The organism is Alishewanella agri BL06 (assembly GCF_000272005.1).
In the GTDB taxonomy this organism is placed as follows: domain Bacteria; phylum Pseudomonadota; class Gammaproteobacteria; order Enterobacterales; family Alteromonadaceae; genus Alishewanella; species Alishewanella agri.
Map to the genome: position 1 here is coordinate 133,808 of NZ_AKKU01000015.1, position 13,834 is coordinate 147,641.

The window sequence follows — 13,834 nt, forward strand, 5'->3', positions numbered from 1 at the left end:
GCTGCCGTTGTTATATCACAGCTTTATGACAGCAGTAAGACCCTCAAGCCCATTACTGCGTGAATTCATAGTAAGTGGGTGAGCCAGGACCAACCGGTAACCCCAGCACAAAGACCCACAGATAAAACAGCACTACCCAGCCGATAAAGAAAATCATGGTATAAGGCAGCATGGTCGCAATCAGGGTACCGATGCCTAAGTCTTTCTTATAACGGGCGGCAACGGCCAGGATCAGGCCAAAGTAGCTCATCATCGGCGTGATCAGGTTGGTTACCGAATCGCCAATCCGGTATGCCGCCTGAATCACTTCTGGTGAATAACCAACTATCATCAGCATTGGCACGAAGATCGGCGCAAAAATCGCCCATTGCGCCGAGGCCGAACCCAACGACAAGTTAACAATGGCGCACATGCCAATAAAAAATACAAACAGCATTGGGCCGGTTAACCCGATATCCTGCAGCAAGGTGGCGCCTTTTACCGCCAGAATCGCGCCCAGATTCGACCAGCCGAAGAAAGCCACAAACTGCGCCGCGAAGAACACCAGTACGATATACAACCCCATGGAGCTGATGCTTTTTGCCATCGCATTGATCACATCACGATCAGTTTGCATAGTGCCGACTACCTTGCCGTAGATAAAACCCGGAATGGCAAAGGACACAAAGATAAACACTACGATACCTTTTAAGAACGGTGAGTCAGCCACCAGGCCAGTGTCTGGGTGGCGTAAAACGCCATCGGCCGGCACCACACTCAGCGCCAGCAGCAGCCCGATTGCCAAAAACGCCAAACCAGCCAGTTTTAAACCTTTACGCTCAATAGCGGTAAGCTGTTCCAGCTTTTGCTCGCCCAAATCGACAGCGGCTTCGCTGACATTATATTTGCCCAGCTTGGGCTCAACGATCTTCTCGGTAACAAAGGCACCTAGAGCGGCAATAACAAAGGTACTGGCAATCATAAAGAACCAGTTAGCTTCCGGACCAACCACATAATTCGGGTCAATCAGATTGGCAGCAGAAGTAGTAAAGCCGGCTAACAGCGGATCCACAGTGCCGATAAAGAGGTTAGCGCTGTAGCCACCGGATACCCCGGCAAAGGCCGCCGCTAAACCTGCCAGCGGATGGCGCCCTAAAGAGTGGAAAATGACCGCTGCCATCGGGATCAATACCACATAGCCCAGCTCAGAGGCGGTATTCGAAATAATACCGGCAAAGACGATGGTTACCGTCACCATCCGCTTGGAGGCATTCATCACCAAACCGCGCATGGCGGCCGAGATGAGCCCGGAATGCTCAGCAATACTAACGCCCAGTAACGCCACTAACACCACCCCTAATGGCGGAAAGTTGGTAAAGTTAGTCACCAGGTTAGAGACAATGCGCTGTAAGCCGTCAACATTCATCAGGCTGACGACTTTAATCATACCGTCGGCTGCGCGGCCGGCAGTGCCCTCTGGCCGCGGGTCGATGGCACTAAAATCAAAGTAAGCGGCAATACCGCTGCCGATTACCACGGCAATTGCAAAACAGGCGAATAAGGTAACCGGATGCGGTAATAAATTACCTAAAAATTCTACAGTATCGAGAAAGCGGGTAAACCAGCCACGTTTTTCCGGGGCGCCTGGCGGCGTCCTGCTGGTAGTTGTCATAGGTGTATCCTCTTGGTCTGCGGCTTGGCGCTGTCTTGGCAGGCCTTTGTTTTAGCTTCGGTTGATCTGAATACGGCAAAAAAATTTGTTGCGGTATGCTGATAACAGGGTTCAATGAAGCGCGTTGGTTTTTATTAAAGTGGCTAAATCTATCACAGGTTCCCCGGTTCGCAAAGCCGCGGGGCACTTCGCAGCTGACCCTTTGCGAAGCCGGTGATGGCAACATCGCACTGCAACATAGCACTAAAGTACCGTTGAGTAACGGCGCCGGCTTTTCTAGTATCAGACCATAGCAGTTAAGCGGAGAGTAATTATGCGGGTTGTTATTACGGGCGCGACCGGCGGCATTGGTTTTGCTGTGGCACAGGCATTCGCCAAAGCGCAGCACCAGGTGGTGTTGGCCGATTTGAACGAACAGTTGTTAACCGAAAAAGCAGCTCAGTTACAGGCACAGGGCTATGATGCTGATTATTGTGTGCTGGATGTGACTAACCCGGCACAGATTGCCGACTGCGCGGCGCGCTTTCCGGCCGATATTCTGGTCAATAATGCCGGTATTCAACATGTGGCTCGGCTGGAGGATTTTCCTCCGGAAAAGTGGCAGTTGCTAATTGAGGTCATGCTGACCGGGCCGGCGATGTTAACCCGTGCCATGTTGCCGCAAATGCGCGCCAACAACTTTGGCCGGGTAATTAATATCGGCTCTATTCATGCTTTGGTGGCCTCGCCGTTTAAATCGGCCTATGTTGCCGCCAAGCATGGTTTACTTGGTTTTAGTAAAGTCGTGGCACTGGAGAATGCCGACTGTAACTTTACGATTAATACCATTTGCCCGGCTTATGTAAAAACGCCGCTGGTGGAAAAACAAATTGCCGCCCAGGCCAAAGAGCATAACCTGACCGAACAGCAGGTGGTAGAGCAGATTATGTTAGCGCCGATGCCACAAAAGGCCTTTATTGACGTGAGTGAAATTGCCGGCACCGCCCTGTTTCTCTGCCAGGACGCCGCTAAACATATTACGGCACAAACCCTGGTGCTGGATGGTGGCTGGACGGCGCGCTAGCAAGTTGCGCGCTTATTCGGCACAATCAGCCAATATTCTGAGATGAACTCTGCGGCTGAAATGATTCAAAACGCCAGCGGCATCGGTCTGGCGACCCTTGCCGCCATTTCACTACTTTACTTATTGGTGCTGTATTCGGTGGGCTTATTTGGCCGCCGGGTCAGCGCCCGTCACCCTTTGGCGCCCTGGGTGTTTAGCCTGGCGCTGTCGATTTATTGTACCTCCTGGGCCTTTTATGGTGTTACCGCACAAGCTGTGGTTAATGGCTGGTGGCTGCCACCTACCTATATCGGCTCCTTTATCCTGTTTTGGTTTGGTTTTAAGTTAGTCGCACGTATTGCCATTGCCTGCCGCCGCTACCGTATTACCTCTATTGCCGACTTTATCGCTACCCGTTTTGGGCACTCCCGCTTACTGGCCATCTTAATTACAGTGATTCTGTTTTTAGCCGTAATGCCCTATGTCGCGTTGCAACTGCAGGCCGTCGCAACCAGCATTAATACCTTAGTTGGCAGCGCCACCGGCGAAGATTGGTATACCGATACCGGGCTTTATGTTTGTTTGTGGATGGCCGTGTTTGCCATGCTATTTGTCAGTCGCAGCGCTAAGGCACACCAACCTAACCCCGGGCTGATGACGGCGATTGCCTTTGAATCTTTGGTTAAGCTGCTGGCCTTACTGGCAATTGGAGCCTTTGTTGTGTGGGGCATGTTTGACGGCTTTGCGGATATTTTTAGCCGGGCGGCAGAAAGCAGTGCAGTGCAAAAAATTCAGCAACAGGCTTTACCGGCTCATACCTATTGGGTGCATGTGCTGCTGGGTTTTGCCGCTACCCTGTGTTTACCGCGCCAGTTTCATGTCAGCTTTGTAGAAAACCAACGGCTCAGCCACTTACGCAGCGCGCGCTGGTTATTTCCGTTATATCTGCTGTTAATGGGCATTTTTACCCTGCCGCTGGGCCTGGCCGGGGTGATGCTGCTGGGTGAACAAGCAAATATTGATCTGGTGGTTTTACAATTACCGCTGGCCGCCAACCGCACCGACATAGCATTACTGGCTTATCTGGGCGGCTTTTCCGCTGCCACCAGTATGGTGGTGGTCGCAACAGTGGTACTGGGTATTCTGATTACCAATGAACTGTTAGTCCCACTGCTGTTCCGGCGCAGTAAACTGGATACCGCCGCGCAAAACCCGATAAAAATTGCTACCTTACGCAGGCTGGCGATGCTATTTGTGTTGCTGCTGGGCTTTATTTATTACCGCGCTATCGGCAGTGGTACTGGTCTGGCACAGCTTGGCCTGACTGCTTTTGCTCTGGTTGCCCAACTGGCGCCGGTGTTAATTATGAGTTTGCTATCACGGCGCATCAACCGCAGCGGCGCTATTGCCGGCTTGGTTAGTGGCGCCTTGATCTGGGCTTATATCCTACTGTTTCCAGAGTTAGTACGCGCCGGCATTATCAGCAGTAGCATCCCGCAGCAAGGCTTGTTCGGCCTGACCATGTTAGCACCACAGCATTTGTTTGGCTGGCAGGGTGATAGCATTACCCTGGGTGTAGTACTGAGTTTAAGTGTTAATAGCCTGATGATTATAGTGGTCAGTCAGTTAACCCAAACCGGACTGGGTGAATATTTGCAAAGTGGCCGCTTTCTGCGCAGCAACAAAGAACCCGCACCGAAGCCACAACAACAACTCAGTTTTGAAGAATGTTATCTGCTGGTGCGCCGTTTTGCCGGCGAACGCGAGGCACAGCGTTTACTGCAACGCAACCTGCGCGAACGCGAACCGGATTTACAGCGCCAGGCATCCGCCAATTTTATTCAGGCCACTGAGCGTAGCTTAGCTGCGGTATTAGGTGGCGCCTCAATGCGCCTGGTGATGGGCGCAATTGGCCGTCACGCCCGCCTACCGATGGAGACAGTCGAACGCTTTGTTGATGAAGCCGGACAGGTGTTTCGTTTTAACCAGAGCTTGCTGCTGTCAACCATTGATAATATCAGCCAGGGTATCGCCGTCGTAGACGCCGACCAACGGTTAATCGCCTGGAATTCACGTTACATTGAGATGTTTAGTTATCCACCTGGCATGGTTGAAGTGGGTAAGCCTGTGGCCGAGCTGATTCGCTTTAACTTACAACGCGGTCTGATTGATTCGGCCGATATTGAAGCTGAGGTGCAAAAACGGATTGGCTATTTACGCCAGGGCAGCCCCTATAAAGTGCAGCGCCGGCAGCAAGATGGCCGGGTGCTGGAAATTCAGGGCAATCCGTTGCCCGGTGGCGGCTTTGTTACCACCTATACTGATGTCAGCTCTTTTATTGCTGTGCAGCAACAGCTGGAGCAAAGTAATCAATTACTGGAGCAACGGGTAGCAACACGCACCAGCGAACTGCAGCAACTCAATGATCAATTGCAAAAAACCCAGCGCCAGCTGGAAGCCAGCACCCAGGCCAAAACCCGGTTTTTTGCCGCGGCCGGCCATGACTTAATGCAACCTTTTAACGCTGCAGCTCTATTCGCCAGCCTGTTGCGCCAAAAAATCGCCGAGCCAGAGCTAAGGCAATTAACTGATAACCTTAGCCAGTCGCTAAATTCAGCAGAGGAGCTGCTAACTGCCATTCTTGATCTGACTAAACTGGATTCCGGGGTGGTTAAACCGCATCATCAACCTGTGGCCGTGGCGCAGTTACTACAGGATCTGGCCCGCGATGCAGCCGTACTCGCCGAACGTAAAGGGCTAAGGTTTAAGCTGCATAGCAGCAAGTTAGTGGTAAATACCGACCGGAAACTGCTAAAACGGGTGTTACAGAATTTATTAGCCAATGCCATTCGTTATACCGAAAGTGGCCGTGTGATCCTCGGCGTAAAACGCACTGGCCACACCTTAAGGCTCTGCGTACTGGATAGCGGCGTTGGCATTGCCACCGCCGATCAGCAGCGGATTTTTGAAGAGTTTCAACAAGGCAGCCAGCCGGATCAAAAAGGCCTGGGCCTGGGTCTGGCAATTGCCCATCGCATCAGTACTATTCTGGATCATCCACTGCAGCTGCAATCGGTACAGGGACGCGGTAGTTGCTTTAGCGTTACCCTGCCGCTGATCAGCGGTAGCACTGCGGTTAGCGTTAGCCCGGCACTTAGCAACGATATCAGCGCCAGCTTTAACGGCAAAAAAATCCTGCTGCTGGATAACGAACCCCAGTTGTTATATGCCGTACAAAGCCTGCTGCAAAGCTGGCAGTGTGAAGTGCGGGCGTTATCACAACCGGCTGAGGTACTGGCTGCGCTGCAACAGGGGTTTCAGCCCGATCTGTGCCTTTTTGACTACCACCTGGATAATAATGCCACCGGCATTGAGGTCGCGAATCAACTTAGTGCTCATTTTGCACTGACTGCACCCGTTATTATTAACTCAGCCGATCATGATCAGCAAATCCGCGAGCTGGCACTCAATAGCGGTTATTACTTTTTACTAAAACCGTTAAAGCCAGTGGCGCTAAAGCGCTTGTTTCAGCGATTATTAAAGTGAAATTTTAATAAAACTAGGTATAGTAAAAGTGAACTTATGATAGAGGGACCTTTATGAAACTAGTTTTTACCTTAGTTGCACTGACCTTGCTACCTTTTGGTGTATCAGCCCTGGATGCCAAAACAATGTGCGAGCAGTTACAGCCGGTTGTCAGCCAGTTGCGAACTCAACTTCCCCAAGATGTTGACTATATGACGAAACTAACCGGCGTGCAGGCGCTGTTCGTATCGGGTAATTGTTTGCTGAATTATAACTATGTGGTATCCAGCGCCCACCTCTTACAAGAAATGGCGGCGGAAAATCAACAGAGCGATGATGAAAATCTGGCGTTTCTGCAAACTGAACAGGGTGTTAGTTCGATGAAGTCGGTATTTTCTAGCTTGGCGACTAATGCAGCGACAACACACTTCGCTGCGTTTAGCGCGATTCCAGGCGTAAAAATTACTTACTCACATAGTTTTGATCACTCCCAGCTTAAACCTGTTGTTTCCGTTGTGATGGATACAACTTTAGGCCAATGATCTTTACAATAAATGATTATTTAAAGTTCGTCAGTGCAATATTTCATATACAAAAATCTTCGAATTCGATTTTATTGGATGAGGAACCGAACATTTCTTTTACTGTTATGAATTCAAGCCCTAGGCTAAGAGAATAATCGACAATTTCCTGTAAAGTCGTTGGTTTTATATATAAACCTGATTCCTTGCCATCGGTAATATCATGAGCGGTAAGAACAAGAAAACCGCCGGTTTGACTTACATTTGAAATAACCTTTTTAAGCTCTGACATATTAAGAAACTGCTCATCTATCCCGGTGCTTAATATAATTTTGTTTTCATTTTTATTGATTCCGATTAAATGCGTGTTATCAGAACCGTCAAATAGCCTTATTTTTCCAAAAATATTACTGAGACGTGAGTCAGTCCCGACTGAGTTGGAATTAGAATTTGGATATGCGAATGAATAAACAGAAAATCCATCTTCTATTTTGTTACAAAGAGCAGGTAATACCTCTTCATTTATCCAAGCATCCTCACCGAATTCGGCTACAAAATCTCTAACTCGTAAGTGTTTTAGAGTGTGAGATGCGATCTCGTGGCCGCGTTGCTGTAAGCTATGAAGAATAGAGACAGAGTCAGGGTTTCTAGTATTAAAAGGCGCCGTTGAGTCACCATACCTCGAGACAAAGAAGGTTGCAGGTATTGATCTACTGTCAATGATGTAACTGTACTTCTCCCAATTATCGACCCATGTATCATCAAATGTTAGTACGATTTTTCCCGTTCTTTTCTCGTCATTATTTTTATTCTCACCTGATCCACCGCAAGCTACAATTGTAACTAGCAATAACAGCAAAGCAATATTCTTCATAAATTTTACCTTTAGGATAACTAAGAAAATTTAAAACGCGCCAATACCGTTTTTGTAAAGTTTTGAATTTTTTTCTCGATAAAAAAATGACTAACGTTAGAAATAGAGTAAGTAATAACTAGAGACAAAAATATTGTTGAAATAAATAAAAACCCAAAGCTCATTCCAAAACTTTCATTAACCCCTATGACTGCGCGGGATACTTCATCAACGATTATGAAATGAACTATATAGAAGCTGAAGCTAACCCTCCCGATACTTGCGAATGCTATCTCGAGCAAGCATGGAGATGATTTAGCCTTACGAACCAAATAAACAATTGAAAGAATGAGCATTGGGAACCCAATTACTATGTGAACAAATGCCTCTAATGGTAGCTTCAAAAAGGAACCTGAGTAAACGAGAAAAACATATAAAGAAATAATCAAAAATGAAAAAGTAGACAATAAAATAAGTTTCTCATCAATATACTTGTTATATTGTCCAGACTTAATCATGTGATACATAAAAAAACCTGCCGCAAATAACGGATACTGATTTATTATGAAACGATAAACAAATCTACTCTTAATCTCATCCGTAGAATCACCCATCATTCCATAGAGGTATTCTTCAAAAAAATACTCAGTAAATAGCATTCTAAAGAATACTGATAGCACAACAGTTGCAACCAGAAAATAGAAAGAGCTTTTCAAAGTTCTAACGAAGTAAAAAGCGATTGGAAAGCTTAAATAAAACATGATTTCCACGCTTATAGACCACCCACCTGGAACAACAGTACTCTGAACACTGGGGTGCAACATATTTAAAGTTAGGAAGTGGAGTATGTAGTGCCACCCCTCTGGTGCATCACCCCAGTTTCTATCACCATAGACACCATAATAAGTGCTATACAGGATAATACCTATCCAATATATTGGCATTATTCTGAAAAAGCGCCTAATAAAAAAACTAGTGATTGGCTTTCTATCTTTCAACATGGTTTTTTCGTATGTCATAAAGACTGTAAATGCACTAATCATGAAAAATAATTGCACGCCCAGGCTACCGAGCTTTGCAACTTCAAAGCCAAGACTCTCATAATTTAATGTTTTTTGTGCTACGTGTACGATTAGAACAAGTAATACAGCGATGCCTCGGAGCACATCCAGAGAGTAGACACGGTTATTCAAACTTTAATCCCTTTTCAGTCATCAATATTTTGCTAAGATCAGCATTGCGCTTGGCAGTTACTGAGGACGTCCTGTAGTTTTTTGGAACAAATCAATTAATCGTAAATTGAGCAATCTATCATTAATTGACGTTTTTTGAAACCACACTACAACCCAACTGATTTATCGATAATGTTGCCAGAGACAGGTTGAGTTTTTAGTCATTGTTTTTTATCTGTTTTTATAACCTATTTTCAACTTGGTAACTGAGTTAAATTTCTAGAATGGCTCATCAGTTGTCAGAAACTTTCTTTATCCCTCAAATTACACAAAAATAGTTGGCAACCAAAAGTTCTGTTTTTGGACGAAGCAACCAGCCATTTGGATCTGCAACTGGAGCAGTATGTGAATCAGGCAGTTCAGCAGCTGAAAATGACGCGGATTATTATTGCGCATCGTCCGCAAACGATAGCAGCAGCTGAGCGCATTTTATTGTTAGAGCACGGACAACTGACAGATATCACCCAGGCTTACCGCGCCCAACTCGGGCAAAAATAGCGCACTGAGGCAAAACCAGTAACAGGGGCAACAACTTTGCGGAAAGCGATTATTGAACTAACTACCCCTGCTCTGGCAGGCGCAATTTATCGAACAGGATACCGGCTAGAGTGCGGTTATTGACGTTTAGCTTGCGTAAAATTGCCGACACATGCTGCTTGATAGTGGTTTCCTGCACCTGCATCTCATAAGCAATTTGTTTGTTTAGCAAACCATCAGCGATCATCTTTAGCACGCGGAATTGTTGCGGGGTTAATTGCTCCAAACGCTGCGCAAAGTCGTTATCGATCAGCGGCCGGGCATTTTTTACATCATCAGATAACTCGGCTGGGATCCAACTATCGCCATTTAATACCGCATTAATCGCCTCGGACAACACATCCAAGGGTGCCGATTTTGGAATATAAGCGCCAGCACCCAGTGTTAGTGCTTGCTTAATAATTACCGGATCTTCTTCCGCTGAGACCATAACCACCGGCACATCCGGATATTCGGTGCGCAGTGCTGTCAAACCGGTAAAGCCTTCAGAGCCAGGCATTTTTAAATCAAGGAAAATCAGATGAGTATCAGGGTGTTGGCGTAACAGCGGCCAAACTTGTTGCATGGTTTGCGCTTGTAATAATAAGGCATCGCTACCCAGAATCGCAGCACAAGCCTGTGATAGGGCAACGCGGAACAGCGGGTGATCATCAGCGATAATGGCAATCATAAAATTCGTGTTGGGAGTTTTACCCAATAATGAACCGGGGCTGACGCCCCGGCAAGGTTTTTTTAGTTAAAAGCGGTAACCGACACTCAGGCTAAAGGTCCGTGGGTCAATATAGAAACCCAGTACGGAGTTATCCAACACCGGGCCGGCAAAGTTATAGCCGGCAATACGCGCTTCTTTGTTGCCCAGGTTTTTGCCCTGGAACGAGATATCCCAGTGGCCATCATTGGAGTACCAGGTAACACCAGCGTTAAACAGGGTATAACTACCGTAATCTAACAACGACGGGATTTCAAAGATTTGCGTTGCACCGCGATGTGCCATATTACCGGTAAAGACAAGCTCACCGCTGCTGATGGCAATACTATAGGTAGCGGCCAGCGTAGCTGTCAGATCCGGCGTATTGGCAAAAGACCACAGATTAGAAACATTAATTACCTGTTGTTGGTTAGGATCGAAGAATTCCACTTCGTTAAACTTGGCATCAACATAGCCCAGGATCAGGCTTAAGTTTAGATCGCGGGTTGCAGCAAAGGTCGCTTCGATTTCAGCACCATTAATATCGGCGTTAGCGGCGTTTAATACCTGAGATGCTACTGTGACTGCGCCATTGAGTTCGACAGAACGCTGCACCGTAACCTGCATATCATCATACTTCGACATAAAGACCGCGGCATTTAAACGTAAACGTTGATCCAGCCATTCGCTCTTCATACCAAACTCAAAGGTATCTACCGTTTCTTCAGTATACGGCTTGTTAGCATCAGGGTTTACTGCCTGGTTTGCCCGCATATCGAAGCCGCCTGACTTAAAGCCGTTGGTGTAGCTACCATATAACATCAGATCGCGGCTGTATTGGTACTCAACCCCCGCGCGTGGCGAGAAGTGACTGAAACTGGCGCTGTCAGTAAAATCGGTTTGCACGCCAATGCGGGTGCCGCCGGTTTGCCGCGGGAATTTATAACCGCTATACACATAGCGATAAACAGAAGCATCTTTATCATCTTTGGTGTAACGGCCACCCAGAGTCAGCGACCACTTTTCGTCCAGCTGGTACGAACCCTGTGAATAGAACGCGGTGCTGTCAGTATCAACACAGCCACCGTTTTCTGTAGTGGATAAACCGTAAACCACCTGACCAAAGGCACCACAAGCTTCGCCGCTGTAATAGTACAGACCGCTGGCAACTTTCAAACGTTCCCCCGTATACAGGAACTGTAACTCTTGCGAGGTTTGCTCGTCTTCATAGAAAGCCGGAATATCCAGGGTTGGGAAAGAGGTTGAGTCAAAATCGATATTGGTATCCGTTACACCTTCGCGCTTGGCAGTAATAGATTTAATAGTCCAGTTATCGCTAACATCCCAGGTCAGGGTTAATGCATGGCCTTTGGTCTCTACTTTATTCTCGACCGGCATACTGATGTTTGCATCATATACGCTGGTTGGCCGGGTGTCTGTTGGCGCCAGTGCGCTTGGGAACAGGCGGAAACCACCTCGCGGGTTAGAGTTGTCCACCGTCTTGTCGGTAGACAGATTTAAGCGGAAATTGTCAGCCAGATTCCATTGCAGACTAATACGACCAGAGTGCAGATCTTTGTTGTAGTTGTGGTCACCGGTATTAATAAACTTACCAAAACCATCGCGATTAAAAGACGCAAAGGCACCACTGATAAATAAAGTATCTGTTAGACCTGTTTGACCTGATACGCGTAAATCATGTTGTTTATAACTGCCCAAGGTACCACGTACCGCTAACTGCCGGTCGCCGGTCAGTGGCTTGGTCACATATTTCACCGCACCACCAATGGTATTACGGCCATACAGTGTACCCTGCGGGCCACGTAATACTTCAACCCGCTCTACGTCATACACATCCAGCGCCGCGCCTTGTGGCCGCGCCAGATACACGTCATCAATATAAATACCAACGCCAGGTTCAAAGCCCCACAGAGGGTCCTGCTGACCAATACCACGGATATAAGCGGTCAGGGTGCTGTTGGTACCGCGCGATACTTGTAAGGTGGTGTTTGGTGAGTATTGCTGCACCGACGTAATATTATCGATCCCGCGTTGTGCCAGTTGCTCTTCCCCCAGAGAGGTCACTGCGACCGGCACGGTTTGCAGGTTTTCCACGGTACGGCGGGCAGTGACTTCAATCCGCTCCAGTTTCACCGCTTCGTCATCGGTATTGGCCGTGTCCTGAGCCAGTACCGGGAAGGCTAAACAGCTACTGACAGCCAGAGCCAGCATACTGGGTTTAAGATTGCTTGCATAAGCGGCGCGATTTTTCGTCTTATTGTTGTTGGCCATACCAGGCCCTCCTGTTGGGTCGATGTGTTGCTGTCTGGTTTTTAGTTGCCGAAACATCAGTTCCGGTTTTGTTATGTTCATAGAGTAGCCGCGATTGCGGAATTATTAACCTGTACCTTAGTACTATGGCTGTCCCCGCCAGACTGTATCAGACTAGAAAAAAACAAGAACAAGGATTATCCGATGTTAAGTTTATTCGGTTTACTACTGGGCCTGGGTTTGCTGATCGTGCTGACCATGCGCGGTTTCAATTTATTTATCACCGCCCCGCTCTGTGCCTTGTTGGTGGCGCTAACCAATGGTATCCCGTTCTGGCAAGTCGCCGACAAGGTAGATTTCGTGCATGGCTATATGGCAGGCTTTTCCGGCTTTGTTGCGGCCTGGTTCTTAATGTTTCTGCTCGGTTCCTTGTTCGGCAAACTGATGGAACATACTGGCGCTGCCGATGCGGTGGCACTGGCGATTGTCAAACGATTGGGGCACACCCGGGCAGTACTGGCCATTGTGTTGGCCTGTGCAGTGTTGACCTATGGTGGCGTCAGCTTATTTGTGGTGGCATTTTCGGCCTACCCGATGGCAGTCAGCTTATTTAAAGGCGCCAATCTGCCACGACGCTTTATTCCGGCGGCACTAGCGCTTGGCTCAGTTACCTTTACCATGACCTCGGCCGGTTCACCGGAGATCCAAAACTGGATCCCTATTCCCTATTTAGGCACTACACCCTACGCCGGCTGGGAAGTCAGTTTAGTGGTAGCGGCTTTTATGGCAGTCGGTGGCTACTACGCCTTGATGTGGATGATTAAAAGCGCCGTTGCCAGGGGCGAACATTTTATCGCCCGTCCGACCGATCCGGAATTAAGTGATAAACCGCTGCCGCACTGGCTGACTGGCTTGATCCCACTGTTAGTGGTTTTGGTTACGTCTTTTCTGCTGCATGACAGTTTACAACAAGCCGCGCTGATTATTGCACTGGCGGGCGGCGTCGTTAGCCTTTATTTGCTGAACTTCCGCTTTTTGCATAACCCGGCGGCCGCCACCAACGAAGGGGTACTGGGTGCGCTACTGGCTATCGGTAATACCGCCGCCGTGGTCGGCTTTGGCGGCGTAGCTAAACTGACTCCGGCCTTTAGTCAGGTGGTAGATTATATGACGCATCTGCCCGGCCCGGAGTTAATTGGTGCCGCCGTTGCGGTTAGCGCCATTGCCGGCCTGACGGGCTCTGCCTCTGGTGGCCAGGTTATCGCACTGCCGGAAATTGCTCCAACCTATCTGGATCGCGGTGTCGATGCCGAGCAATTACACCGGGTGGTGGCGATTTCATCTGGTGCGCTGGATTCCCTGCCGCATAACGGTTATGTCGTGACCACTATCCGTGCTATCTGTGGCGAGAGTCACCAAAACGCCTACTGGCCGGTAGCGGTAGTCAGCGTGCTGATGCCCCTACTCGGCGTTGCGCTGGCGATTCTTTTATTTCAATGGTTTTAATGGAGTAA

General features: G+C 48.2%; 10 protein-coding genes. 5 read left to right on the forward strand and 5 right to left on the reverse strand.

All coding sequences use genetic code 11. From position 1 onward, the window contains the following. Window positions 1–52: 52 nt before the first annotated feature. Window positions 53–1,651, reverse strand: coding sequence for an AbgT family transporter (locus tag AGRI_RS08670; protein WP_008984576.1), 1,599 nt, complete (start codon window positions 1,649–1,651; stop codon window positions 53–55). Window positions 1,652–1,964: 313 nt separating this feature from the next. Between AGRI_RS08670 and AGRI_RS08680 the strand changes: the two genes are divergently transcribed. Genes AGRI_RS08680 through AGRI_RS08690 form a run of 3 tightly spaced genes read left to right on the forward strand, consistent with a single transcriptional unit; the run spans window position 1,965 to window position 6,760 of the window. Beyond that, the gene (locus AGRI_RS08680; protein WP_008984577.1) at window positions 1,965–2,714 is read left to right on the forward strand and encodes a 3-hydroxybutyrate dehydrogenase; all 750 of its coding nucleotides are present in this window, start codon (window positions 1,965–1,967) and stop codon (window positions 2,712–2,714) included. A 60-nt stretch (window positions 2,715–2,774) separates the two neighbouring features. Beyond that, window positions 2,775–6,239: a PAS domain-containing hybrid sensor histidine kinase/response regulator gene (locus AGRI_RS08685; protein WP_237713052.1), complete on the forward strand. Its 3,465-nt coding sequence runs from the start codon at window positions 2,775–2,777 to the stop codon at window positions 6,237–6,239. 53 nt (window positions 6,240–6,292) lie between these two features. Beyond that, window positions 6,293–6,760 (forward strand): hypothetical protein, encoded by a 468-nt coding sequence (locus tag AGRI_RS08690; RefSeq protein ID WP_008984579.1) that lies wholly within the window; start codon window positions 6,293–6,295, stop codon window positions 6,758–6,760. A gap of 43 nt (window positions 6,761–6,803) precedes the next feature. On the opposite strand, the gene AGRI_RS08695 is transcribed toward AGRI_RS08690, so the two are convergent. Then, window positions 6,804–7,613, reverse strand: a complete 810-nt coding sequence (locus AGRI_RS08695) for a polysaccharide deacetylase family protein (RefSeq protein ID WP_008984580.1) — start codon at window positions 7,611–7,613, stop codon at window positions 6,804–6,806. 20 nt (window positions 7,614–7,633) lie between these two features. Then, window positions 7,634–8,785, reverse strand: a complete 1,152-nt coding sequence (locus AGRI_RS08700; RefSeq protein ID WP_008984581.1) for an acyltransferase family protein — start codon at window positions 8,783–8,785, stop codon at window positions 7,634–7,636. Window positions 8,786–9,124: 339 nt separating this feature from the next. On the opposite strand from AGRI_RS08700, the gene AGRI_RS08705 reads away from it, so the two are divergent. Then, complete coding sequence (locus AGRI_RS08705; RefSeq protein WP_008984582.1) at window positions 9,125–9,322, forward strand: P-loop NTPase family protein; 198 nt, start codon at window positions 9,125–9,127, stop codon at window positions 9,320–9,322. Between the two features lie 61 nt (window positions 9,323–9,383). Here AGRI_RS08705 and AGRI_RS08710 read toward each other — a convergent pair whose 3' ends face one another. Both AGRI_RS08710 and AGRI_RS08715 read right to left on the reverse strand, forming a co-directional pair. Then, a complete protein-coding gene (locus AGRI_RS08710; RefSeq protein WP_008606904.1) occupies window positions 9,384–10,031 on the reverse strand; it encodes a response regulator transcription factor in 648 nt (215 codons plus the stop codon). A 66-nt stretch (window positions 10,032–10,097) separates the two neighbouring features. Then, on the reverse strand, window positions 10,098–12,341 hold the full coding sequence (locus AGRI_RS08715; RefSeq protein WP_008984583.1) for a TonB-dependent receptor: 2,244 nt from the start codon (window positions 12,339–12,341) through the stop codon (window positions 10,098–10,100). Between the two features lie 183 nt (window positions 12,342–12,524). Between AGRI_RS08715 and AGRI_RS08720 the strand changes: the two genes are divergently transcribed. Continuing rightward, window positions 12,525–13,826: a GntP family permease gene (locus AGRI_RS08720; protein WP_008984584.1), complete on the forward strand. Its 1,302-nt coding sequence runs from the start codon at window positions 12,525–12,527 to the stop codon at window positions 13,824–13,826. Window positions 13,827–13,834: the final 8 nt, after the last annotated feature.